Origin of the sequence: Mesorhizobium sp. CA15 (assembly GCF_020165215.1) — a bacterium.
Lineage (GTDB): Bacteria > Pseudomonadota > Alphaproteobacteria > Rhizobiales > Rhizobiaceae > Mesorhizobium.
The window spans coordinates 24,711-48,633 of sequence record NZ_JAIUHQ010000014.1 but is presented as its reverse complement, the minus strand read 5'-3'; the positions used below and the strand labels follow the sequence as shown (position 1 = coordinate 48,633).

General features: G+C 65.1%; 26 protein-coding genes and 1 pseudogene. 11 read left to right on the top strand and 16 right to left on the bottom strand.

Features of this window, described 5'->3' with window-relative positions:
* Positions 1–160: 160 nt before the first annotated feature.
* A complete protein-coding gene (gene xth, locus LB515_RS20865; RefSeq protein ID WP_224708820.1) occupies positions 161–967 on the top strand; it encodes an exodeoxyribonuclease III in 807 nt (268 codons plus the stop codon).
* Between the two features lie 275 nt (positions 968–1,242).
* Here the strand turns inward: xth and LB515_RS20860 are convergent, their stop codons facing one another.
* Positions 1,243–1,698 carry a Crp/Fnr family transcriptional regulator gene (locus LB515_RS20860; protein ID WP_224601924.1) on the bottom strand — a complete coding sequence of 152 codons (456 nt, stop codon included), beginning with the start codon at positions 1,696–1,698 and terminating at the stop codon, positions 1,243–1,245.
* A 266-nt stretch (positions 1,699–1,964) separates the two neighbouring features.
* Positions 1,965–2,648 (bottom strand): response regulator transcription factor, encoded by a 684-nt coding sequence (locus LB515_RS20855; protein WP_095769573.1) that lies wholly within the window; start codon positions 2,646–2,648, stop codon positions 1,965–1,967.
* A gap of 84 nt (positions 2,649–2,732) precedes the next feature.
* Between LB515_RS20855 and LB515_RS20850 the strand changes: the two genes are divergently transcribed.
* Positions 2,733–3,329: a L,D-transpeptidase gene (locus tag LB515_RS20850; RefSeq protein ID WP_224708819.1), complete on the top strand. Its 597-nt coding sequence runs from the start codon at positions 2,733–2,735 to the stop codon at positions 3,327–3,329.
* 81 nt (positions 3,330–3,410) lie between these two features.
* On the opposite strand, the gene LB515_RS20845 is transcribed toward LB515_RS20850, so the two are convergent.
* Positions 3,411–3,671: a hypothetical protein gene (locus LB515_RS20845; RefSeq protein WP_224708818.1), complete on the bottom strand. Its 261-nt coding sequence runs from the start codon at positions 3,669–3,671 to the stop codon at positions 3,411–3,413.
* Positions 3,672–3,801: 130 nt separating this feature from the next.
* Here LB515_RS20845 and gcvA point away from each other — a divergent pair, with 130 nt between their 5' ends.
* Entirely contained in the window at positions 3,802–4,722 is a 921-nt protein-coding gene (gene gcvA, locus LB515_RS20840; RefSeq protein ID WP_140698256.1) for a transcriptional regulator GcvA, read from the top strand.
* Positions 4,723–4,812: 90 nt separating this feature from the next.
* Here gcvA and LB515_RS20835 read toward each other — a convergent pair whose 3' ends face one another.
* The 6 genes and pseudogenes from LB515_RS20835 to tsaD form a co-directional block, all read right to left on the bottom strand.
* Positions 4,813–5,238 (bottom strand): DUF1761 domain-containing protein, encoded by a 426-nt coding sequence (locus LB515_RS20835; protein ID WP_095769577.1) that lies wholly within the window; start codon positions 5,236–5,238, stop codon positions 4,813–4,815.
* A 51-nt stretch (positions 5,239–5,289) separates the two neighbouring features.
* Positions 5,290–5,987: pseudogene (locus LB515_RS20830) on the bottom strand (class I SAM-dependent methyltransferase).
* Positions 5,942–6,367: an EVE domain-containing protein gene (locus LB515_RS20825; protein ID WP_224634507.1), complete on the bottom strand. Its 426-nt coding sequence runs from the start codon at positions 6,365–6,367 to the stop codon at positions 5,942–5,944. The pseudogene LB515_RS20830 and the gene LB515_RS20825 overlap by 46 nt, the downstream one beginning before the upstream one ends.
* A 90-nt stretch (positions 6,368–6,457) precedes the next feature.
* Entirely contained in the window at positions 6,458–6,754 is a 297-nt protein-coding gene (locus LB515_RS20820) for a YciI-like protein (protein WP_040996441.1), read from the bottom strand.
* Between the two features lie 15 nt (positions 6,755–6,769).
* Complete coding sequence (locus tag LB515_RS20815) at positions 6,770–7,771, bottom strand: NAD(P)H-dependent glycerol-3-phosphate dehydrogenase (protein ID WP_224630532.1); 1,002 nt, start codon at positions 7,769–7,771, stop codon at positions 6,770–6,772.
* The gene (gene tsaD, locus LB515_RS20810) at positions 7,768–8,853 is read right to left on the bottom strand and encodes a tRNA (adenosine(37)-N6)-threonylcarbamoyltransferase complex transferase subunit TsaD (protein ID WP_224708889.1); all 1,086 of its coding nucleotides are present in this window, start codon (positions 8,851–8,853) and stop codon (positions 7,768–7,770) included. The genes LB515_RS20815 and tsaD overlap by 4 nt, the downstream gene beginning before the upstream one ends.
* A 103-nt stretch (positions 8,854–8,956) precedes the next feature.
* On the opposite strand from tsaD, the gene hemC reads away from it, so the two are divergent.
* From hemC to LB515_RS20780, 6 genes are all read left to right on the top strand, one after another.
* Positions 8,957–9,880 carry a hydroxymethylbilane synthase gene (hemC, locus tag LB515_RS20805; RefSeq protein ID WP_224708817.1) on the top strand — a complete coding sequence of 308 codons (924 nt, stop codon included), beginning with the start codon at positions 8,957–8,959 and terminating at the stop codon, positions 9,878–9,880.
* A gap of 1 nt (position 9,881) precedes the next feature.
* Positions 9,882–10,595, top strand: coding sequence for a uroporphyrinogen-III synthase (locus LB515_RS20800; RefSeq protein ID WP_224708816.1), 714 nt, complete (start codon positions 9,882–9,884; stop codon positions 10,593–10,595).
* 100 nt (positions 10,596–10,695) lie between these two features.
* Entirely contained in the window at positions 10,696–12,165 is a 1,470-nt protein-coding gene (locus tag LB515_RS20795) for a COG4223 family protein (protein WP_224708815.1), read from the top strand.
* A 9-nt stretch (positions 12,166–12,174) separates the two neighbouring features.
* On the top strand, positions 12,175–13,752 hold the full coding sequence (locus LB515_RS20790; protein ID WP_224708814.1) for a heme biosynthesis protein HemY: 1,578 nt from the start codon (positions 12,175–12,177) through the stop codon (positions 13,750–13,752).
* Between the two features lie 45 nt (positions 13,753–13,797).
* Complete coding sequence (locus LB515_RS20785; RefSeq protein WP_224630527.1) at positions 13,798–14,277, top strand: TerB family tellurite resistance protein; 480 nt, start codon at positions 13,798–13,800, stop codon at positions 14,275–14,277.
* A gap of 18 nt (positions 14,278–14,295) precedes the next feature.
* On the top strand, positions 14,296–15,012 hold the full coding sequence (locus tag LB515_RS20780; RefSeq protein ID WP_224708813.1) for a glutamine amidotransferase: 717 nt from the start codon (positions 14,296–14,298) through the stop codon (positions 15,010–15,012).
* 346 nt (positions 15,013–15,358) lie between these two features.
* On the opposite strand, the gene LB515_RS20775 is transcribed toward LB515_RS20780, so the two are convergent.
* Entirely contained in the window at positions 15,359–15,781 is a 423-nt protein-coding gene (locus LB515_RS20775; RefSeq protein ID WP_224708812.1) for a RidA family protein, read from the bottom strand.
* 137 nt (positions 15,782–15,918) lie between these two features.
* Here LB515_RS20775 and LB515_RS20770 point away from each other — a divergent pair, with 137 nt between their 5' ends.
* Positions 15,919–16,821 carry a LysR family transcriptional regulator gene (locus tag LB515_RS20770; protein ID WP_224708811.1) on the top strand — a complete coding sequence of 301 codons (903 nt, stop codon included), beginning with the start codon at positions 15,919–15,921 and terminating at the stop codon, positions 16,819–16,821.
* Between the two features lie 284 nt (positions 16,822–17,105).
* On the top strand, positions 17,106–17,336 hold the full coding sequence (locus LB515_RS20765) for a hypothetical protein (RefSeq protein WP_224547448.1): 231 nt from the start codon (positions 17,106–17,108) through the stop codon (positions 17,334–17,336).
* 86 nt (positions 17,337–17,422) lie between these two features.
* Here the strand turns inward: LB515_RS20765 and LB515_RS20760 are convergent, their stop codons facing one another.
* From LB515_RS20760 to gnd, 6 genes are all read right to left on the bottom strand, one after another.
* Positions 17,423–18,661, bottom strand: a complete 1,239-nt coding sequence (locus tag LB515_RS20760; protein ID WP_224708810.1) for an MFS transporter — start codon at positions 18,659–18,661, stop codon at positions 17,423–17,425.
* A gap of 157 nt (positions 18,662–18,818) precedes the next feature.
* A complete protein-coding gene (locus LB515_RS20755; RefSeq protein WP_224708809.1) occupies positions 18,819–19,919 on the bottom strand; it encodes an aminotransferase class I/II-fold pyridoxal phosphate-dependent enzyme in 1,101 nt (366 codons plus the stop codon).
* 178 nt (positions 19,920–20,097) lie between these two features.
* Complete coding sequence (locus LB515_RS20750) at positions 20,098–20,559, bottom strand: MucR family transcriptional regulator (protein ID WP_224630519.1); 462 nt, start codon at positions 20,557–20,559, stop codon at positions 20,098–20,100.
* Positions 20,560–20,764: 205 nt separating this feature from the next.
* A complete protein-coding gene (locus LB515_RS20745; RefSeq protein WP_224708808.1) occupies positions 20,765–21,469 on the bottom strand; it encodes an ROK family protein in 705 nt (234 codons plus the stop codon).
* A gap of 16 nt (positions 21,470–21,485) precedes the next feature.
* Positions 21,486–22,862: a glucose-6-phosphate dehydrogenase gene (gene zwf / locus LB515_RS20740; RefSeq protein ID WP_224708807.1), complete on the bottom strand. Its 1,377-nt coding sequence runs from the start codon at positions 22,860–22,862 to the stop codon at positions 21,486–21,488.
* Positions 22,863–22,875: 13 nt separating this feature from the next.
* Positions 22,876–23,889, bottom strand: coding sequence for a phosphogluconate dehydrogenase (NAD(+)-dependent, decarboxylating) (gene gnd, locus LB515_RS20735; protein WP_224611056.1), 1,014 nt, complete (start codon positions 23,887–23,889; stop codon positions 22,876–22,878).
* Between the last annotated feature and the right edge of the window lie 34 nt (positions 23,890–23,923).

Sequence of the window (23,923 nt, the reverse complement as noted above, 5' to 3'; positions counted from 1 at the left end):
CTTCAAGTACGCTCCGCTCCGGTTCTCGGAAGCCACCATTCTCGGCTCATCCTGACCTGAATCTCAGCGAACCTACAACCTGGCGAAGGGCATAGTCCGGCTTGTCTTTACTGCGCGCGGCTGGCACTAGATCGGCGATCTCTTGCCGGACCCCGCCTGAATGCCCTTCACCATCGCCACCTGGAACATCAACTCCGTGCGCCTGCGCATGCCGATCGTCGAGCGGCTCCTGAAAGAGCACGCGCCCGATGTGCTCTGCCTGCAGGAAACCAAGGTTCCCGACGAGCTGTTCCCGGAAAAAGCCTTCCGCAAGGCGGGCTACGAGCACATGCTGTTCCACGGCCAGAAGGGCTATCATGGCGTCGCCACGGTCGCTCGCCGCCCGATCGAGCTGGTCGAAAAGCGACGGTTCTGCGAGATCGACGACAGCCGGCATCTGTCGGTCAGGGTGCAGGCGGGCGGCAAGTCGGTGCTGGTTCATAATTTCTACGTGCCGGCCGGCGGCGACGAGCCGGATCCGGAGATCAACCGCAAATTCAGGCACAAGCTCGATTTTGTCTACGAGATGAACTCCGTACCGGCGAGCGGGGACGAAACGTCCGCCTCGATCCTGGTCGGAGACCTGAACATCGCACCGCAGGAGCACGACGTCTGGTCGCACAAGCAATTGCTCAACGTCGTCAGCCACACGCCGGTCGAGACGACAAATTTCGAGGCGATGCGCAAGACCGGCGGCTGGATCGACCTGATGCGGCTCAATGTGCCGGCCGAGCAGAAACTCTACACCTGGTGGAGCTACCGCGCGAAAGACTGGCAGGCCTCGAACCGCGGCCGCCGCCTCGATCATGTCTGGTCATCCGCCAACCTGGTGCCGGCTTTCGCCGGCTACGAGATCCTGCAGGCGGCGCGCGGCTGGGAGAAGCCGTCCGACCATGTGCCGGTGATTGCGAAGTTTGAATTGGATTGAGGTTCGACGTCGGCGGCTAAGAGACGCAAACCTTCGCGTTCGTCATCCTAGGGCGGAGCGCCGCGTAGCGGCGCGCAGACCCTAGGATCCATTCCGTTACCGGTGCCGAAGGATGCAACGATGCAAAGAAGCCTTGGGCAGGCCGCTTCGCCCAGAAACCTCATTCTGCAACGCGGCGAAGCGTCAACGTCACGGAATGGATTCCAGGGTCTGCGCGCGTCGCTTCGCTTCTTGCTCCGCCCTAGAATGACGAAGGCGCTTTCTGGCCGGCGCTTCTATTCCGTAAACCTGGGCGCCAGCTCCTCGATACGGGCGATCATCTGCTGGAATTCCTCCAGGATGCGGTCATGCAACAGCACCGCGATCTCCGGATATTCTTCCAGGATTCGGTGGAACATCTTGCGGCTCAATCGGATCACTTCCGAGTCGACCGCGGCCGAGGCGCTGGTCAGCCGGTTGGTATCGGCGATCAGCGCCAGTTCGCTCAGCATGGTGCCTGGGCCTGCCGTACCGATCGGGACGCGTTCGCCGCCCAGCTCCCGATAGAGCGCGATCAAACCGCTGACCACGATATAAGCAGAATCAGCGACATCGTCCTCGCGGTACAGCTTATGGTCGGCCTGCAGCACGGTGGTCTCGGCGCCGAAGGCAAGCAGGCGCAGCTGTTCCTGCGTGAAGCCCTGGAAAAGCTTCACGCTTGACAGAATGCGGATGTCGTCATCCAGCGCCATCCTAGCTGTGTCCCCGAGCGGTCAGTCCAGTCCCTCCTTTGGAGCGGCGCGCCCTCCTGGGCTCGCGAAACGCTCCACCGTGCATCATGCGATGCGTGCAACGAGCCGACCCCATCACCCTCCAGCACCAGGATCGTACCCGAAGCGGTCCCGCCCGACCGCCCTAAATGTTTGTTTCGACGCAATTCCGGACGGTCGTCCTCGGCGAAGCCGCCGAGCCCAACCGTTTCACACTTTTCCTGGAATTGCTCTTGATCATGAAATGTTTAAGGAACCAGCTTGTAGCCGCCGCTTTCTGTCACAAGAATTTCGGCATTGGAAGGATCGCGCTCGATCTTCTGGCGCAACCGGTAGACATGGGTCTCCAGCGTGTGCGTGGTGACGCCGGAATTGTAGCCCCAGACCTCTTCCAAAAGAACGTCGCGCGTCACCACCTTCTGGTCGGCGCGGTAGAGATATTTGATGATCGAGGCTTCCTTCTCGGTCAGCCGCACCTTGGCGCCGCGCGGATCGATCAGCAGCTTCTGGCTGGGCTTGAACGTATAGGGGCCGACCGAGAAGGTCGCGTCCTCGCTCTGCTCGTGCTGGCGAAGCTGGGCACGGATGCGCGCGAGCAGCACGGCGAAGCGGAAGGGCTTGGTCACATAATCGTTGGCGCCGGCCTCGAGACCCAGGATCGTGTCGGAATCGGTGTCGTGGCCGGTCAGCATGATGATCGGCGCCTTGTAGCCGCCCTTGCGCAGGATCTTCACCGCCTCGCGGCCATCCATGTCGGGCAGGCCGACATCCATGATGAGCAGGTCGACGACGCCGCTGCGCGCCGCGGCAACGCCTTTTGCGGCGGTCGCTTCTTGCTGGACGTCGAATTCTTCGTAGAGCGCCAGCTGCTCAACCAGGGTGGCTCGCAAGTCGTCGTCGTCATCAACGATCAGAATGGTACGTGATGTCATGGATCAATCCGTTGTTTTAAAAAGAATATTCAGTTGACCTCCCCCCATTTATGCGGAAGCTCACCGGCGCAACAGCCGATCACAGTGATTTGTTCCGTGACCCAATCATACAAGAAAAAACGTGCGCGCAATGCGTCGGGCGCATTTTTGCCGAAGGGCTTGAGCGTTTTGGTGGTGCGCGCGCGCCCCGGCAACCCCGCGCAAGGCTTCCTGCAAGCCGGCAAAACGGTGTTTCCCTGCGCTTTGGGGCGCGGCGGCATCTCCGCCAACAAGCATGAAGGGGACGGCGCGACGCCGTTGGCGTCGATGCGCATCCTGTCAGGCTATTTCCGGGGCGATCATTTCGCGGGCGGACGCAGGACGAGGCTGCCGATGGCGCCGATCGGCCCGGACCTCGGCTGGTGCGAGGTTCCGGACGACCGCAACTACAACCGTCCGGTGAAGATCCCCTATGGCGCCAGCCATGAGCGGATGAAGCGCGACGACCGGCTTTACGATGCCTGCCTGGTGCTCGACTGGAACATCGCACCGCGCCGGCGCGGGCGCGGCAGCGCGATCTTCTTCCATCTGGCCCGGCCGGGCTTCACGCCGACGCAAGGCTGCGTGGCGGTGACGGCGCGGACCATGGCGAGGCTGCTTCCGTTGCTGTCGGACAGGACGGTGGTGAAGGTGGTGAGGTAGGCAGTAGGCAGTAGGCAGTAGGCAGTAGGCAGTAGGCAGTAGGCAGTAGGTGTCTCGTCGCTATTGCCTACTGCCTAATCTTTACTGCCTCTTTCCCGGTTTCTGCCAGCCCGTGCCGAGCAGCCCGATCTCACGAAGCTCTCTGTCCATCGTTTTCGCGACGTCCCGACGTCCGGCGCCGATGTCGCGCAACTGGCTGTCGGAGAGGTCTTCGATCGGATCATGGGACAGCCGGGCGGCGACGCGGGCCTGGCGCAGCCAATCGCGTGCCGAACGCAGCCAAAGGGCGAAGCCGGAAGGGGATTCCAGGGTGGTGCAGGGCTTCAGGGCGATCTCAGACATGGCTCTATCCGTGTTCTCCGGATATCAAATCCGGTTTTATGGTGTTTCGATGAAGCCATGATGCCGGATTGAAAAACAAACTGGAAACGAGTAGTTCTTTTCCGATCATCAAGTTTTATTTGGAGATCGCATGTCCAAGCTGCTGCCGGGAACGCGTGCGCTGCGGACGTTCGAAGCGGCGGCCAGGCACCTCAACTTCACCCGCGCGGCCGACGAGCTCGGCCTGACGCCGGCAGCGGTCAGCCACCAGATCAAGGAAATAGAGGATCAGCTCGGGCTGGTGCTGTTCACGCGCACCAGCCGCACCATCCGGCTGACGGAGGCAGGCAATGTGCTGCTGGAGGCCTCGGTCGATGCGCTCGACCTGCTGAACCGCGCCGTCAGCCGCGCCCGCAAGATGACCCGCGGCACGGCGCTGCTGAAGGTGACGCTCGACGCGCAGTTCGCGACGAAATGGCTCATGCGCCGCGTCGACGACTTCCGCAAGCAAAAGCCGGGCATCGAGCTGCGCTTCGACATCACCTACGATGTCCGGGATTTCGACCTTGACGATGTCGATGTCGGCATCCGCTTCGGCGCCGGCAAATATCCGGGGCTCTGCGCGCATCGGCTGTTCGAGAACATCATCATCCCGGTGTGCAGCCCGGCGCTGCTGGCGTCAGGTCCGCCGCTGAAGGAGCCGCGCGACCTGTTCAACCACACGCTCGCGCATATCGAATGGTCACGGCAGGGCGTGACCTGGCCGAACTGGAGCATGTGGATGCACGCGGCCGGCGTCGACGATTTCGACGACAGCCGCACGCTGGTCTTCGGGTCGTCGACCGATGCCACCCAGGCGGCGCTCGACGGCAACGCGGTGGCGCTCGCCGACTTCGCCATGGTCGCCAACGATCTTTCGCAGGGACGTCTGGTGCGGCCTTTCGAGCTCGGCATCAAGGTCGCGCCGGAATTCGCCTATTTCCTGGTCTATCCGGAGGCGGCGAAGGACGACGCGCGCGTCGTCGCCTTTCGCGAATGGCTTACCGAGGAGGCGGCGAAGACGCCGACGTGACGGCCTAAATACTTGTTTCCGCGCAATTCCGGACGGAAGGCTACGGCGAAGTCGCCGAGCCTAAACACTTACACTTTTCCTGGAATTGCTTTAGCCAGCTGCGGCGGCCGGCGCGCCGAACCAGCCGATGATGGCGCCGATGATCAGCATCACGCCCAGCCAGTGGCCGGCATCGATCAGCGTCAAGGCCCAGCCGAAGCCTTCATAGCGGTGGTTGACGGTGAGCGTGGTGGCGATGAAGCCGAGCCAGAGCACGAAGCCGAACAGTAACCCGGCGATCGGGTTCGGCTCGCCGCCGGTTATGGCGCCCACCACCAGCGTCAGCACGAGCGCCATGATCAGCTCGGCGATGAAGCTGACGACGAAGGGAGCGACCGAGCGCTGCATGGTGGCCGGGTCGAGCTTGGCGGCCTTCAGCCAAGGCTTGCTCAAGCCCATGTACCAGGCGGCGCCGAACAGCCACGCGACGATTGCGGCGGCGATCACCGCCAGCCAGTTCACAACCGAAAAATCCATGCTTTTCCCCTCCAAGTTGAAGGGCGATGGAACGCTTGTTCGGTCGCTCCGTCAAGCAAGGCGCCAGACGGTCGTGCGCTTGACCTCGGCATCCTCCAGCACGCGCGTCACCGGAACCTGGTAGACGGCAAGCGATTGCAGCCCGGTCCTGGGGAGATAGGCGCGGCCGGGATCGCCGACGAGGATTTCGGCGCCGCGCGCCTTCAGAGATCCGAACCAGGGCAGCACCCGTTCGGCGAAGGCCTTGTCGTAGAAGACGTCACCGGCGAGCACGACGTCCCGGCCATCGTCGGTGCCGACGCAATCCGTGCCGCGGAATTGCGCTTCAACGCCGTTGGCTTCGAGGTTGAGCGCGATCGCCGTTTCGCAGAACGGATCGATGTCGGCGGCGATCACTTGGCTAGCGCCTGCTTTCATCGCTGCGATCGCGACGAGGCCGGAACCGGAGGCGAAATCGAGCACCCGTTTGCCGCGTACGGTCCCCGGATTATCGAGCACATGGCGGGCGAGGCTTGGCCGCCGGCCCAGGCGAAGGCCCAGAAGGGCGGCGGCAGGCCGATCTCGGCCAGCTCCTCCTCGGTGCGCAGCCACAAATCATGTGCCTCGTCGGCGAGGTGCAGAAGCACTTCCGGCACATGCGGCGGCGCCATCAGCGCCGTGTTGTCGAGGATGAACTTTCTCGCGCTTCTCGGCGTGAGCTTGGTCACGGCGCCGGATTGAGCTCGGCCATGCGGCAGACCTCTTTCCATTCGGCCGGCGTCACCGGCTGCACGGAAAGCCGGCCGAGCCGGACCAGCGCCATCTCGGCGAGCTTCGGGTTGGCCTTGACCTCTTCCAGCGTCACCGGCCGCGGCACGTCCTTATAGGCGCGGATGTCGACGCATTCCCAGCGCGGATCGTCGGTCGTGGTGTCGGGATGGGCCAGCGCGCAGACCTCGGCGATGCCGACGATGTCGAGGCCCTCATTGGAGTGATAGAAGAAGCCGAGATCGCCAATCTGCATCGCCTTCATGTTGTTGCGGGCGGCGTAGTTGCGCACGCCGTCCCATTGCGTGCCGGCCTTGCCTTTGGCCTTCAACGCCTCGAAGGAAAAGACCGAGGGTTCGGACTTGAACAGCCAGTAGTTCATATCTTTTGTCCCATCGCTTTGTCGCACTGCCACGCGTGGCGTGCCCGTCTATGCTTACGCCCTCGCCGTCAGTGCGGCGAGAGCAGCCAATCATGCGCCGGCGGGCTTCTGGAAGACCCAGTTCCACGGACGGATCTGGACGCTTTCGAACAGGCCGGCCTTGGCGTAGGGATCGGCCGCGGCCAAAGCTTGGGCAGCAGCCATGTCCGGCGCTTCGATCATCACCAGGCTCCCGTCCGGCTTGCCGTCAGCGTCGAGGAAGGGACCTGCAAAGGCAAGCTTGCCCTCGGCGATCAGACCTTCCAGGAACGCAGCATGCGCCGGCCGCGTGTCGACGCGCAGCTGCAGGCTGCCGGGCTTGTCCTTGCAAATCAACGCAAACAGCATTTTCAACTCCGATGGTCAAATGTCGGTTTCGGTTTTGAGCGGCCTCGTCATCAGCGCGGTCACGGCCTGGCCGATCGTCACCTTGCCGTCGAGGATGGCGGCGACGGCCGAGATGATAGGCGCCTCGATGCCGCGCTCGGCGGCGATGCGGGCGGCAATCCCCGCCGTCGGCACGCCTTCGGCCAGCGGCAGGCCGTCAAGCGGCTTGCCCTGGCCGAGCGCCAAGCCATAGGCGAAATTGCGCGACTGGGCCGAGGAACAGGTGAGCAAGAGGTCGCCGAGGCCGGAAAGCCCCATCAGCGTTTCCGGCCGGGCGTCGAAGGCGGCGCCGATGCGGCGCAATTCGACGAAGCCGCGCGTCACCATGGCGGCCTGGGCGCTGGCGCCAAGCCCTGCGCCGGTGACGGCGCCGGCGGCAATGGCAAAGACGTTCTTCAGCGCGCCGCCGATCTCGACGCCAATCAGGTCGTCGCTCGAATAGCAGCGCAGGTTCTCCGCTGAGAAGCGCGCGGCAAGCTCGGCCGCCAATTCCGCATCGCGGGCGGCAACCACCACGGCGGTCGGCAGGCCGCGCGCGACGTCGCTGGCGAAGCTCGGGCCGGAAAGCGCCGCGACCGGATTGCCCGGCAGGCTTTCCTCGACGATCGCCGAGAGCAGCGCGCCGGTATCGCGCTCGATGCCCTTGGCGCAGAGCACCAGCGGCGCTCCCTGGGGCACATGGTTGCGGGCGTTGGCCAGGATGGCGCGCAGCGACTGCGCCGGCGTCACGGCGAGCACGCAGTCGGCGCCGTCAAGCGACGCGGCAATGTCGCTGGAGGCCATGATGCCGGGCTCGATCCTGATGCCGGGCAGGTAGCGCGGGTTCTCGCCGCGGGCGATGGCGGCGACGGTTTCGGCGTCGCGGGCATAGAGCCGGACATCATGGCCGGCGCGCAACATGGCCAGCGCCAGCGCCGTGCCCCAGGCGCCGCCTCCCAGCACCGCAACGCGCCAGCCGCTGGTGCTTTTCTTGGTCATGCCTTGGCACCACGCCGGCCCGAGCCGACCAGGGGCGCGGAAACACTGTCGAGCGGCCAGCGCGAGCGCGGCACGAAATCGGCGGCATTTTCGTCGGCGATGCCGGCGCGCAGCCGCTCTATGCCGGCCCAGGCGATCATCGCCGCATTGTCGGTGCAAAGCTTCTGCGGCGGCGCGACGAATGCGAAGCCGGCCTCGAAACACAGCGCTTCGAGCGTCGCCTTGATGGTGCGGTTGGCGGCGACGCCGCCGGCAACGACCAGCGCCGGCTTTGCATGGTCCGGGAATTCCTGGCGGAACCGGGCAAGGGTGCGGCCGACACGATCGCCCAGCGCGTCGGCCACCGCGGCCTGGAAAGAGGCGCAGATGTCGGCGACGTCCTGGTCGCTCAGCGGCGCGATCGCCGTCGCCGCCTGGCGCACCGCCGTCTTCAGGCCGGAGAAGGAGAAATCGGGCTGCGCCGAGCCCTTCATCGGGCGCGGGAAGGCAAAGCGGTCTGCATCACCGCTGGCGGCCGCCTTCTCGACATTCGGGCCGCCGGGATAGGGCAGGCCAAGCATCTTGGCGGTCTTGTCGAAGGCCTCGCCCAGCGCATCGTCTATGGTGGTCGCCCAGCGCTGGTAATCGCCGACGCCGCGCACCGCGACGATCTGGGTGTGGCCGCCGGAGACGAGCAGGAGAAGGTAAGGAAAATCGAGGCCGTCGGTCAGCCGTGCCGTCAGCGCGTGGCCTTCGAGGTGGTTGATGGCGATCAGCGGCTTGTTGGCGGCGGCGGCGATTGCCTTGGCGGTCATCAAGCCGACGATCAATCCGCCGACCAGGCCCGGCCCTGCTGTCGCGGCGATCGCGTCGATCTCATCGAGCGACACCGCCGAATCGGCGAGCGCCGCCTCGACGATGCCGTCCAGCGCCTCGACATGGGCGCGCGCGGCGATCTCGGGCACGACGCCGCCGAAGGCCGCATGCTCCTCGATCTGGCTGAGCACGATGTTGGACAGGATTTCGGGCGCGGCGACGCCGTCCAGCGCCACAACGCTGGCCGCCGTCTCGTCGCAGCTCGTCTCAATGCCCAGAACGCGGATCAATTGGTCGCTGGCCTCTATGATTGTATCACCGGCCAATCCCAATTAGGAAAAGGCCCGGCAGACCTCAAGCTGCCCCGGGGGTTATCACGGACCGCGCGCCATGCAAACTTTGAAAATCGGAACACGCGGCAGCCCGCTGGCATTGGCCCAGGCGCATGAGACGCGGGCGCGGCTGATGCAGGCGCATGGCCTGCCCGAAGAGGCGTTCGAAGTGGTGCCGATCTCGACCAGTGGTGACCGCATCCAGGACCGGCCGCTGTCGGAGGCCGGCGGCAAGGGGCTGTTCACCAAGGAGATCGAGGAAGCGCTGCTCGAGCGCCGCATCGACATCGCCGTGCATTCGTCGAAGGACATGCCGACGGTGCTGCCCGTCGGCCTGGAGCTTGTCACCTTCCTGCCGCGCGAGGACGCGCGCGACGCCTTCATCGGCAAGAACGTGAAGCGGATCGCCGACCTGCCGCATGGCGCCACGGTCGGATCGTCATCGCTGCGCCGTCAAGCGCTGATCCGCCGCATGCGGCCGGACCTCGATGTGGTGATCTTCCGCGGCAATGTGCAGACCAGGCTGCGCAAGCTGGACGAAGGCGTCGCCGAGGGCACCATCCTCGCCTATGCCGGATTGAAGCGCCTCGGACTTGAGCATGTCGTCACCGACCTGATGCCGCTGGAAGCTTTTCCGCCGGCGCCGGGGCAAGGCGCGATCGGCATCGAAACCCGCATCGGCGACCGCGACGTCGAAAAGATGCTGGCGGCGATCCATCACGTGCCGACCGGCCAGGCGCTCACCTGCGAGCGCGCCTTCCTCGCCGCGCTCGACGGCTCCTGCCGCACGCCGATCGCCGGCCATGCGATGGTGGCGGGCGAAAAACTGTCCTTTGACGGACTGATCATCTCGCCCGACGGCACGGAATCGCACGAGGTCCGGTTGGAAGGCGAGGCTGCCGACGCGGCGGAGATCGGCCTGGACGCGGCGCGCACGGTCCGAGCCCGGGCTGGTGCGACATTCTTCGACGGCTGGGCCTGACATGGCCCGCATCCTGGTGACGAGGCCGGAGCCTGGCGCGTCGCGCACGGCACGGCGCCTCGAAGCCCTGGGATTTCAGCTTGTCCTGCTGCCGCTGACCGAGACGAGCGCATTGCCGGTCGAGGCGAGCATCGGCCGCGATGCCGTCGCGGTCGTCGTCACCAGCGCCAATGCGGTGCGGCATGCGCCGAAGGCACTGATCGCGGCACTTGCGCGCCTACCTTGCCACGCAGTTGGCAAACGGACGGCGGAAGCCTGCCGCGCGGCGGGATTCCTCTCCGTCACGGAAGGTCCGGGCGACGCCGAGGCGCTGGCCGATGCCATCGCCGGCGGCCTTGCCGGCAGGGCAATCGTCTATCTGTGCGGCCGCGTCCGCTTGCCTGCGTTAGAGCAGCGGTTGGCGGCGGCTGGCGTGCACGTCCAGGCGATCGAGACCTACGACACGACAGGTTTCGACTATGGCGATGCCGATGTGGTCGCCCGCCTGTCGGGCCGGCCGACCGACGCGGCGCTGCTTTATTCGGCCAAGGCCAGCGCCGCGCTGGCCAGCCTGATTGCGCGGCCGGCCTTGCGGCATCTCTTTGAAAGAACGGAATTCCTGGCGCTCTCGGCGCGTGTCGCCGAGCCGCTGGACGGGGTTGCCGGTGACAGGGTCCGCATCGCGTCCAAGCCCGAGGAAGAGCAGCTGCTGGCGCTTTTGTCGCTGCCCGGCTGAGCCGCGTCATCACACCGCCCCTTTTCACCGCTTGGTGATGTGCTAGAGCATCCCCTGGACCCTTTGAACCATCCTCAAGCCAGTTCGCGGAGCCCAAAGCATGGTCAAGACGCCGAAGATGCGACATTCGAAGACCCGGCGCGAGCCGGTGACCATCGAACTCGAGCCCGGCGCCGTCTCGCGAATCACCGACGAGGAGGCCGCGAAGGCCGAGGCCAAGGCAGGGCAAACCGACGAGGCGAAGGCGGAAGAGGCCGCCGCCGCTTCGCAGCCGGAGCCGCCGGAAGAGCCGATCCATGCCGAGCAGGCCGATATCGAGCCGTGGGAGCATAGCGACGCCGCGCAGGCAACTGCCGATAAATCAGAGGCCGGCAAGGACGAGCCGGAGGCGCCGTATCCCGGCGCGTCCGATGCGCCGAAGAGCCAGCCCAAGGGCTTCGATTACAATTTCGAGGACGCATCCGCGCCTGGCGCCGGCGCCTCGGCATCGAAGGCAAGCGAGACACGAAGTGAGACATGGGGCGAGGATGGCGTGCCGCAGCCGCCGCGCAGAACCGGCGTCAACGCCATCGCTGCGGGCGTCGTCGGCGGCGTGATCGCGCTTGCCGGCGCCGGCCTGCTGCAAGCGGTCGGCCTGCTCGGCTCGTCGGGACCGGGCGGCGGGTCGCTCGAGAGCGTCAACGGCGAGATCGCTTCGCTGAAAAGCGAAATCGCGGCGCTGAAGGAAAGCGGCGGCACCTCGGCCAAGATCGACGGCCTGTCCTCGGCGCTCGATCAGGTCAAGGCCGATGTGGCGGCGCTGAAATCGTCGGCCGGCCAGGGCGGCGACGGCGCCGCGCTCAAGGCGCTCGGCGACAAGGTCGGCCAGATCGAGACAACCGTCGCCGAGCTGCAGAAGAACGGCAATGCGGCACCCGCCGATCTCGGTCCGCTCAACGAGAAGATCGCCGGGCTCGACGCGCTGGTGAAATCGGCCGGCGACGCGGCCAAGGCCGAGGACGGCAGGGTGGCGGCACTGGAGCAGTCCGTATCGCAGCTTTCCGGCAAGGTCGAGGCGCAAGCCTCGCAACCCAAGATCGCGCTGGCGATCGCCGCCTCGGCGCTGAAGTCGGCGCTCGATCGCGGCGCGCCGTTCGCGACCGAGCTCGACACCTTCGCGGCGATCGCGCCGGACGCGCCCGAGCTCGCGGCGCTGCGCTCCTATGCCGAAAAGGGCGTGCCGACCCGCGCCACCATCGCTGCGGAGGCCGATGCCGCCGCCAACGCCATGGTCGATGCGGCAAAGCCGGTCGACCAGAATGCCGGCTTCTTCCAGAGCTTGGTGTCGAGCGCTGAATCGCTGGTCAAGGTGCGGCCGGTCGGCGCGGTCGAGGGCAAGGGCGTGCCGGAAACCGTCGCGCGCATGGAAGTGGCGGTCAACCAGGGCGATTACGCCAAGGCGCTCAGCGAATATGACGCGCTGCCGGACGCGGCAAAGGCGGCCGGCGCCGATTTTGCCGGCAAACTGAAGGCACGGCTGGAGGTCGAAAAGCAGCTCGAAGCGCTGATTGCCGGCGCGACGAAGACTTAAGGAGACAAGATGATCCGCATCCTCGTCTTCCTCGCCGTCGTCTTCGCGCTCGGGCTGGGTTTTGCCTGGCTGGCAGACCGCCCGGGCGAGATGCTCGTCACCTTCAACGGCTACCAGTACCAGGTCACGCTGATGGTGGCGGCGGTGGCGATCGTCGCTGTTGTGGCGGCGGTGATGATCGTCTGGTGGCTGATCAAGTCGCTGTGGAATAGCCCCTACACGATCTCGCGCTATTTTAGGGTGCGCCGCCGCGACCGCGGATACCAGGCATTGTCGACGGGCATGATCGCCGCCGGCGCCGGCGACGGCGCGCTGGCGCGCAAGAAGACCAAGGAGGCGGCCAAGCTGATCAGCTCCGATCAGGAGCCGCTGATCAACCTGCTCGACGCCCAGGCCTCGCTGCTCGAAGGCGACCATAAAGGCGCGCGGGAGAAATTCGAGCGCATGCTCGACGATCCCGAGATGCGGCTGCTCGGCCTGCGCGGGCTCTATCTAGAGGCCGAGCGCCTCGGCGACCGCAATGCCGCGCGTCACTATGCCGGCCGCGCGGCGGCGGTGGCGCCGCAGCTTGCCTGGGCGGCGGAATCGACGCTGGAAGAACTCACCGAACGCGGCGATTGGGACGGCGCGCTGAAGCTGGTCGAGGCGCAGAAATCGACCAGGCAGATCGAGCGTGACGCCGCCAACCGCCGCCGCGCCGTGCTGCTGACGGCCAAGGCGCAGGCGCTGGTCGACAGCGACCCGAACGCGGCCCGCACCGCGGCGCTCGAAGCCAACAAGCTGGCGCCGGATTTCGCGCCGGCCGCGGTGATCGCCGCCGATCTGGTTATCCGGCAAAACGACGTGCGCAAGGGCTCCAAGATCCTGGAGGCCGCCTGGAAGTCCGAGCCGCACCCCGACATCGCCGAGCTCTACACCCATGCCAGGCCGGGCGACGCCGTGCTCGATCGTCTGAACCGCGCGAAGAAGCTGCAGGAATTGAAGAGGAATCATCCCGAGTCGTCGATGGCCGTGGCGCGCGCAGCGCTCAATGCCCAGGATTTCGCCACGGCGCGGCGCGAGGCGGAGGCCGCGATCCGCATGGATCGTCGCGAGGGCGCCTATCTTCTGCTCGCCGATATCGAGGAGGCCGAGACCGGCGACCAGGGTAAGGTGCGGCAGCTCTTGTCGAAGGCGGTGCGCGCGCCGCGCGATCCGGCGTGGGTGGCAGACGGCGTCATCTCCGAGCGCTGGGCGCCGGTGTCGCCGGTCACCGGCAAGCTCGACGCCTTCACCTGGCGCGCGCCGATGGAGCGGCTTGGCCAGCTGATCGACAGCGACGCGGATGTCGCCGTACCGGCGATCACCGCCGCGCCGCCTGTCCAGCCTGTCGCCGAGAAGGCGATCGACATCGTCGCCGATGCTCCGGCCGAGAAGCCGGCGCCGGTGCCTTCAAACGGCGGCGAGAAGCAAGCGTCCGTTGCGGAAGCCGTCAGCGAGGCTGAAATCGGCGAGCCCGGTCCGGAGCTGCCGCCTCTGCCGGACGACCCTGGTGTCGCGCCGGAAGAAGAAGCGGAAAAATCGCCGCGCCGCTTTCGTTTGTTCTGAGGCTGTGTTCTGGGACCGGGTTTGTTGGGCAGGGAAAAAACATCGATGTTCGAGCGCGTATTGTCCTTCCTGAGGGATCTGCCGGCTGCTGGCGAGGCCAAGCCGAGCGCCGACGATCCGCGCGTCGCGGCTTCGGCGCTGCTCTATCATGTGATGAACGCCGACGGCGTGCGCCAGGACGTCGAGTGGGAACGGTTCAAGCAGATCCTGGCCGAGACCTATTCGGTGAGCGGCAAGGAACTCGATGCGCTGGCGGCGGCCGGCGAGCGCGCCGACAACGAGGCGATCGACCTCTACGCCTTCACCAGCGTCTTGAAGCGCCACCTCGACCCCGAGGCGCGCAAGGCCTTCATCGGCCTGATGTGGGAAATCGTCTATGCCGATGGCGAGCTTGACGAACTCGAGGACAACACAGTCTGGCGGGTCGCCGAGCTGATCGGCGTCGAGCGTCGCGACCGCATCGAGGCGCGCCGCAAGGCGGCGGCCGAGGTGCCCGGCGCGCGGGGCGAATCGAGCGACGAATAGCAGGATCCTTCGCCTTCCATGCCACCCAGATCGAGGCCGAGACCAAAAATCCTGATCGTGCTGCATCAGGAGACTTCGAGCCCCGGCCGCGTCGGCCACATGCTCCTGGAAGAAGGCTTCGACCTCGACATCCGCCGCCCGCCCTTGGGTGACGAATTGCCCTGCACGCTGGACGGTCACGCCGGCGCGGTTATCTTCGGCGGGCCGATGAGCGCCAATGACGAGGACGAGTTCGTCCGCCGCGAAACCGACTGGCTGGAAATCCCGCTCAAGGAGAACCGACCGTTCCTCGGCATCTGCCTCGGGGCGCAGATGCTCGCCAACCATCTCGGCGGCAAGGTCGGGGGCCACTGCGAAGGCCTGGTCGAGATCGGCTGGTATCCGCTGAAGGCGACCGAGGCCGGCAAGAAACTGCTGCACTGGCCGGAGATGGTCTACCAGTTCCACCGCGAAGGCTTTTCGCTGCCGAAGGAAGCGACGCTGCTGGCAACCGCGGAAACCTATCCCAACCAGGCGTTCCGCTACGGCGACAATGCCTGGGGCATCCAGTTCCATGGCGAGCTGACAAGGATGATGATGCAGCGCTGGGTGGTGCGCGGCGCGCATCGCTTCGAATTGCCCGGCGCCCAGCCCGGCCGCGACCATCTCGGCGGCCGGCTGATCTGGGACATGCACCTGAGGCGCTGGCTGGGCGAGTTTCTGGGGTTGATTTTCGGCAAGCCGGCTGTGGGGTAGGGCGAAAGGCCATTGCTCTGAATGCTCGGTTTTGACCGAGAATGGCTTACGCCTGCCGGGGCATGGAAAGGCCGCTTTGCGCCCAATGTCGGCAGTAGGGGTGCCCTTGCCGCTGCCCAAATAGTAGACTGTGTCGAATGCAAAGCTATTGGTCGCAGGACGGCTAAGCCGACTTCGCTGGCGCCTTCCGGTCGTTCACGCCCTAGCCGAAGTCGACCCATTCGCGAACTTCAAGTCGCGAGCGGGTCGCCTTCCAGATGCAAAACTTTGAGCGCCGTTTGCGTTGGATCCTGAAAGCTCCCCAGCTAGCGTCATTGCCAGCAAATCACCAGTGCAGGGCAAGCGATCAGCGCTTGTCCGCCGGCCGGCTGCTAGCCGTCGAAGGGATGCGGGCGACGACCTTGATTTCGAAATCAAAACCGGCAAGCCAGTTGACACCTACCGCCGTCCAGTTCGGATAGGGAGGTCCGCCGATCTCTTCCGCTCGGACGGCCAGCACTGTTGCGATCTGGTCATCCGGTTTGGTGTGGAAGGTTGTGACGTCGACAACGTCATCGAATCTACACCCGGCGGCGGCCAAGACCTCGCGTAGATTGGCAAAGGCGCGCCGAACCTGATCCTCAAATACGGGCTCGGGCGAGCCGTCCTCACGGCTCCCGACCTGACCCGACACGAAAAGAAGATCGTCGGAGCGAATGGCCGCGGAATATCGATGAATATCATATAACGCGTGGCGTTTGGCCGGATAGATGGCGTCACGTGCAGGCATTTCGTGTTCCTTTCTGCGTTGTTAATGGGAGCGGACCGGCAACGGCCGGGAGCCGGGTCTTCGAGTTGGAGATAGCGCAATCGCATTGTGCGCATTAGCCATTGAAATCGGCATAGGGTGATGCAAAAACACCACCAATGTCCCGCCCGTCCCTCAATGATCTGACCGCCTTCTTGGCCGTTGCCACGCATCGCAGCTTCCGCCGCGCAGCGGACGAGATCGGCACTGCGCCTTCCACGTTGAGCCATGCTATGCGAGCGCTCGAGGAACGCATGGGCGTGCGCCTTCTGAACCGCACCACACGCAGCGTCTCGCCGACGGAAGCCGGTTTCCAACTGCTCGGCCGCCTTCAGCCGGCGCTCGCCTCACTGGACGAGGCGCTCGACAGTATCGCAGGGTTCCGGGGCAATGTTGCGGGGACGGTCCGCATCAACGCACCGCGACTGATGGCTGGGCTTCTCGTTCGCGGGGTTCTTCCGCAGATGGCGAAGCTCCATCCTGATGTAACGGTGGACATCGTCGTCGAGGGGCGACTCATCGACATCGTGTCCGGCGGGTTCGATGCCGGCGTGCGCCTCCTCGGATCGGTTCCCAAGGACATGATCGCCGTGCCGCTTGCACGCCGGCTGACGTTCATCTGCGTCGCCTCGCCCGCCTATCTCGACCGCTCAGGGGAGCCGGGAACCCCGGAGGAATTGCAGCGCCACCATTGCATCGGTCACCGCATGCCCAGCGGGAAGCTCTATCGATGGGAATTCGAACGCGCCGGCCAGGAACTCGTGATTGACGCTAACGGCCCCATTGTTCTTGATGACGAGGAGCTAATGGTCGAAGCCGCAGTAAAGGGTCTGGGCATCGCCTATGTGGCGGATTCGGCTGCAGAAGCGGCCATGTCCGATGGCCGGCTGCGCAAGGTCCTGACCAGGTGGATGCCCGCTCCGGAAGAGGTTGCAATCTACTATCCTGGACATCGAGCCGTGCCGCCGGCGCTGCGTGCTTTTCTCGATGTCGTCAATGACTTGCGGAAGAAGGGAGCTTAACGAGAGCGACGAGCAGCCGCGCCATGACCGGCCGTTGGGCCAGAGGATCGGAGTGCTCAGTTCATCCTATTGCGCTGGCGAACCAGTGTTCTGCCGCTGATCGCCGCTTATGACCGCCTGATCACTGCCGCTATTCAGGGCCACCTGGCCGCAGCGCCGGGACCATAGCCCCGCGATGCCGCCGATCACCGCAGCGTGGTACCAATCAGCGGGGCAGTCTCGGCGGTATCGACGAGCCGCGAATCTGTGCTAAGGCGCCGCCCAATCAATCAAAGGAAGACACCGTGAACGAACTGACATTGGCCGAGGCGACCGAAAATATCTATGCCTCACTCCGCGCCGACAATGCCGACCTCGATGCGCATATCGCGGCACTCAAGGCGGCGCTGGCACGAGAGGGGAAGAAGCAGGCGGTGTTCGATCCGGCCAAGCTGGTGCAGAACAACCGCGCCGGCCGCAAGTTGATGCAGGCCTATTTTCGCCAGCGCGGCGTCAGCGTGAGCTTTTCGGAGTAGATTTGCTCGCGCCCCTGCCTCGCTGGGCGACGGCGCGGTGAGATTGGCCTGAACGTCGGATCCAGCGGCTTGGATTCAGAACTCAGTCAGTTGCGGCTGTTGAGATGCCGCACCTGCCGCAGTGCGGGAAACAGATAGGCCCATAGGCCGGCGACGGCGATGGCGCCGATGCCGCCGATCACCACTGCGGGAACCGTGCCGATCAGCGCCGCCATAGTGCCGGCGCGGAATTCGCCGAGCTCGTTCGAGGCGCCGACGAAGACCTGGTTGACGGCGTTGACGCGGCCGCGCACCTCGTCCGGCGTCCAGAGCTGGATCAGCGTCTCGCGGATGTAGACGCTGAACATGTCGGTCGCTCCAAGCAAGGCGAGTGCGACGATGGACAGCCAGGTGATGGTCGATAGGCCGAACAGCACTATCGAGGCGCCGTACAAGGCGACGAAGCCGAGCATGATCTTGCCGGCATGGTCGCGGATCGGATGGCCGGCCAGCCAGACAGCGACGCAGATGGCGCCGATGCCGGGCGCCGAGCGCAGCAGTCCGAGCCCCCAGGGACCAAGCTGCAAAATGTCGCGCGCATAGACCGGCAGCAACGCAAAGGCGCCCGACAGGAGCACGGCGAACAGGTCGAGCGAGATCGCGCCGAGCACGATCTTCTCGCCCCAGATGTAGCTGAAGCCGGCAAACAGCGTCTGCATCGTCGGCTTGTCGGTGGCCGTCTGCTGGGCAGGCTTGGGAATGGTGAACACAAGCATGCCCGCAACCAGCATCAGCACAGCGGCGGTGGCGTAGGCGACTTCCGCCGACACGCCGTAGAGCAGGCCGCCGGCGACCGGGCCGACGATGGTCGCCGTCTGCCAGGCCGACGAATTCCAGGCTATCGCGTTGGCGAAATCCTCCTGCGGCACGAGATTGGCGAACAACGAGGACGAGGCCGGGCCGTAGAAAGCGCGGGCAATGCCGAACATGACCAGCACGAGGAAGATCGGCAGCGGGCTGGTCAGGCCGCGCAGCGTCAGAAGCAGCAGGGCCAAGGCGCAGCCGGCCTCGACCAGGGTCGCCAGCGTCATGATCAGCCGGCGGCCGAAGCGGTCGGCGACGACGCCGGTGACCAGGACCAGGAGCAGCGAAGGCAGGAACTGGACGATGCCGACAATGCCGAGGTCGAACGGATTGCGGGTCAGGTCATAGACCTGCCAGCCGACGGCGACCGAGACGATCATGGTGGCGAAGGTCGTGAGGAAACGCGCCGTCCAGTAGCTGAGGAACGGGCGGTGCCGGAACGCGGCGTAGCGCTGTTCTGGTGACGTTGCTTCGACAGTCATGATTCGAGGGCCCCGTTGCGACAATGGCCGGCGGGGCACTTCCACGGTGGGCGCTGGTCCGGCCGCAACCCTTTAGCCCAGTTCGTCTTGCCATGCGCGTAAAAAATCGGCGCTGGATCTAAGAAAATCGAAATTCCCTGCTCTGGTGAGGGGGCGTTCAGCCTCTCAAAGCAGCCGAGATGGCTTCCAGCCCGCCGCGCAACTCCGCCTCTTTCGGCCAGCCGAAGCCGAGACGGAAGAAATGCTTCGGCATCTCGAACCAGTGGCCGGGGCCGACATAGGTGCCGTATTCCGCCAGCAGCCTGGTGTAGAAGCGGTCAAGGTCGAAGCCGGCATCGACGTTGAGCCGCGGAAAGCCGACGACGCCGCCTTGCGGCCGCACCCAGTCGACCAGTGGCTCGCCGTCGATCCAGTCCTGCACGACGTCGCGGCGCCTGGCCATTTCGGGGAGCAGCGAGGCGAGGAAGGTATCACGGCGTTCGAGCGTGGCGCGGGCGATCGCCTCGTCGATGACGCTGCCGCAGATGCCGATCTGCTCCTTGGCGGCGAGGAAGGTCTCCTGCAATTGCGGATCGCGGGTCATCAGCCAGCCGATGCGGATGCCCGGAATGCCGAAGGCCTTCGACAACGAGCAGACGCTGATGGCGGCGGAGCTGAGCGAGGCCGCCGACGGCAGCCGGGCGCCATAGGAGAGGTCGCGATAGGTCTCGTCGACCAGCAGGCGGCATTTGCCGCTCTCTGCAAGCGTAATCAGCGCGTCGAGATCGGCGCGTGTCATCATCGTGCCGGTCGGGTTGTGCGGGCAGGTGACGCTGATCAGCCTGGTGTTCGGCCGCAGCTCTGCCTTCACACGGTCGATGTCGATGGCAAAGCCCTCGTCGAAATCGAGATCGATGTAAGAGATGGCGCAGCCGATCGCCTTCGGTGTCTCGATGTTGGTGGCGTAGTTCGGCCGCACGACCACGAGATGGTCGCCGGCCGACAGAAGCGACGTGGCGATGATGAACAGCGCGCCGGCCGCGCCAGCGGTCACCAGTACATCATCGGGGGAAAGACCGCTGTCTTGCCCGGCGATAAGCGCCCGCAGTTCCCTGTCGCCGCGGTGCTCGCCATAAAACAGCGTGAGGTCCGGCAGCGCGAGACCTATGTCGGAGAGTTTCTGGTCTGCGATCGAGCTTTCGGAAAGGTTGTAGCGGATGCGCTCGTAGCCGTATTCCTCCGGCGCTTCTTTCTCGATCACCATCCTGGTGTAGTTCATGGCCATGTCCCCAAGCGGTTCATCCTTTTAAACAGACCGCGCGTCCTGTTTTGACGCAATTCCGTACGGCTTTCCTGGAATTGCCTGGTGGAACGGTATCCAAGCCATAAAAGCAGGAAGCCTGCCAAGGCTGATTCCTCGGCAGGCTTCCCTAAACCATTGGTGCAGGCGCGTTATTTCAGGCCGGGGCTTTGGCCTTCCTGCCCCTGGCAGGCTTCGCCGGCTCCGGTTCCGCCTTGCGGCCGAGGCCGATCGACTTGGCGAGCTGCGAGCGCGACGCCGCATAGTTGGGCGCGACCATCGGGTAATCCACCGGCAGGCCCCATTTGGTGCGGTAGGCTTCCGGTGTCAGTCCGAAATGCACGCCGATATGCCGCTTCAGCGATTTGAACTTCTTCCCGTCCTCGAGGCAGATGATGTAGTCCGGCGTCACCGAGCGCCTGGGATTGACGGCGGGAACCGGCGGGGGCGCCGCGGGCTCCGCCGGCTGGCTGATCCCGCCGATCGAAGAGGCGACGCTGGCGATCAGTCCGCCCAGGTCGGAAGCAGGCAGGCGGTTTTTGGCGACATAGGCCGATACGATATGAGCGGTGAGCTCGAGCAGGTCGATTTCCCTGGCTGTGCTGGTGTCCTCGTCCACGTAGTCCCTCCATTTCTGCCGCAAGGTCGCGAAAACGATCCGGTTTTCGCGGTGTAATGTCGAAGCGCTGCGAGCGTTGTTTGCGAATTCGGGAAGCCGCAGGGGCCGCAGGCCGGCGAATTCCTAGTCGGCAAATCTGCGCGGCGCAACGTTTTGTGGCGTCAATACACGCTGTTTTGAACAATTATACTGAAATGTAACTATATCAGACGACCAGCGCCTTGTCGCGCCACAGACGAAATCCACCCTCGAAAGCGCGAGTGTTGTCGCCGCGCCGGGATTTTTCCGGCAATTGATCGAGCTTGTCGACATTGCCGCCGCCGATCACGACATAATCCGGCTGCAAGGCGGCGCGGAGCCTATCGACAACGTCGAAAACGTATTTGCGCCACTTCTTCTTCCCGTGCTTCACCAAGCCGCGTTCGCCGACATAATCCTCGAAAGTCGCTCCCTTCTTGTAGGGCAGATGGGCGAGCTCCATGGGCTGGCCGACATTCTTGATGATCATGGCGGCGCCCAGGCCCGTGCCGAGGCCGAGGAACAGCATGCGGCCGCCGTCATAGCTGCCGATGGCCTGCATCAGCGCGTCGTTGACGAGCTTCACCGGCTTGCCGAAAGCGGCGGTGAAATCATAGCCGTTCCAGCCCTGGCCGAGGTTGAAGGGATCGAGCGAGGGCTTGTTGTCGCGCACGGGGCCGGGATAACCCATCGAGATGACGTCGTAGTCCAGACCCTCGGCCAGTTTCTTGACCGACGAGACGACCTGGTCCGGGGTCAGGCTCGGTCCGGACGCGGCGCGGCGCATCTCGCCGCCTGCGCTGGTGAGGATCTTCACATGCGAGCCGCCGACATCGACGGCGAGCACGATCGGATCGCCGGGCGCCGCGACTTTCTTTGCTGCCTTCGCCATCCCGTCCTCCCCGATATTATTTGCTCGGATTGATCCAGCCATCGGGTGGGCCGAAGCCGTTCATGGCATCGACCGGCCCCCAGGTCTTGGGCGCATAGATTGCCGGCGCCGCGGTGTCGCCGAGCACCGGGCCGACGATGCGCCAGGCAAGCTCGGCCGCGTCCTGCCGGGTGAAGAGCTGGCCATTGCCGTTCATGGCGTCGCCGATCAGCCGCTCATAGGGCGGCATGTCGCCCTTGGTGTCGTCGAGCGCGGTCAGCTCCACCTGCTCGCCGATCATGTCGTCGCCGGCGACCTTGCGCTGGGCGCCGATCGAGATCGCCACCTGCGGGTCGATGCGGAAGCGCACATAATTGGCGTCGCCCGGCTTGATCGGATCGAAGACGTCGAGCGGCGGCCGCTTCATACGCACGATCACCTCGGTGGCGTGCACCGGCATGTTCTTGCCGGCGCGAATGAAGAAAGGCACGTCCCGCCAGCGCCAGGTGTCGACGAAGAAGCGTACTGCGGCGAAGGTCTCGACCGGCGAGTTGGGCCTGACGCCCGGCTCGGCCAGATAGCCGTCGAATTGGCCGCGCACGACATCGTCCTTGGTCAGCGTGCGGATGGCGCGCAGCACCTGCACCTTCTCGTCGATCAGGTCGTCGGCCGAGCGGCCGACAGGCGGCTCCATGGCCAAAAGCAACAGGATGTTGAGCAGGTGGTTTTCGATCACGTCGCGGATGCAGCCGACATCGTCGTAGAATTTGCCGCGGCCCTCGACGCCGAAATCCTCGGCCATGGTGATCTGCACGCTCTCGACGAAGTTGCGGTTCCAGATCGGCTCGAGGAAGGAGTTGGCGAAGCGGAAATAGAGCAGGTTCTGGATCGCTTCCTTGCCAAGATAATGGTCAATGCGGAAGATCGACTGCTCGTCGAACACCAGATGCAGCACCCGGTTCAGCCAGCGCGCCGACTGCAGATCATGGCCGAAGGGCTTTTCGACCATCAGCCGCGCGCCGCGCGCGGTGCCGGACTGCTCTAGGCCTTGCACGACCGTTTCGAACATCGTCGGGGGGACGGCCATGTAATGCAGCGGCCGCTGCGCGGAGCCCAGCGCCGTCTTCAGCTTCTCGAAGGTCGCGCCGTCGCGGTAGTCGCCGCTGACATAGCGCAGCAGCGAGGCGAGCTTGGAAAAGACCTTGTCGTCGACACGGCCAAGCGCGGTGACAATGCCGTCGCGCGCACGTTCCACCAGTTTCGGGAGCTCCCAAGGCTCGAAGGCGACGCCGATCACCGGCTCGCTCAGCGTGCCCTTGGCGACCATCTGGTAGAGCGCCGGGAAAATCTTCTTGTGCGCAAGATCACCGGTCGCTCCGAAAAGCACCAGCGTGTCGGACCTCTCCTGGCTCATGCAGTCTCTCCCTTCACGCGCCGGTCTTCGGCTTCTCGACATGGCCGCCGAAGGCATAGCGCATGGCGGACAGAAGCTTGTCGGCGAATTGCGATTCGCCCTGGGAAGAGAAGCGGTCGAACAGCGCCGAGGACAGCACCGGCGCCGGAACGCCGGTGTCGATCGCCGCCTTCAGCGTCCAGCGGCCTTCGCCGGAATCGGAGACACGGCCGCCGAACTGGGCGAGCGCCGGGTCGTTCTTCAGCGCGCCGGCGGTGAGATCGAGCAGCCAGGAGCCGATGACGCTGCCGTGCCGCCAGACCTCGGCGACCTGCGGCAGGTCGATGTCGAACTGATAGTATTGCGGGTTTTCCAGCGGGCTGGTCTCGGCGTCGGCTGTGCGCTGCCTTTTGCCGGCATTTGCCGACTTCAGGATGTTCATGCCCTCGGCATAGGCGGCCATCACGCCATATTCGATGCCGTTATGCACCATCTTGACGAAGTGACCGGCGCCGCTCGGTCCGCAATGGAGATAGCCGAAGGGCGCCGTGCCGGCATCCTTGGGCGGATTGGCCCCCGCATCGGCGCCCGGCGCCAGCGTGGCAAAGACCGAATCGAGATGCTTCACAGCGTCATCGGGGCCGCCGATCATCAGGCAGTAGCCGCGCTCCAGGCCCCAGACGCCGCCGCTGGTGCCGACATCGACGAAGTTGATGCCCTTAACCGCCAGCTTGGCCGCCTGGTCGACGGCATCATGGTAGTAGGAATTGCCGCCGTCGATGATGATGTCGCCCGGCTCCATCAGCGCTGCAACCTGGTCGACGATCCTGCCGGTGATCGCGGCCGGCAGCATCAGCCAGGCGCAGCGCGGCTTGGCGAGCTTGGCGACGAACTCCTCCAGCGAGGCGGCACCGACCGCGCCGTCCTTGACCATGCCGGCGACGCTTGCCGAATTGATGTCATAGACGACGCATTCATGGCCGTCGCGCATCAGGCGCCGCACCATATTGGCGCCCATCCTGCCCAGTCCCATCATTCCGATCTGCATGGTTTCATCCCGATTGCTTGAGGAAGGAGAAGTC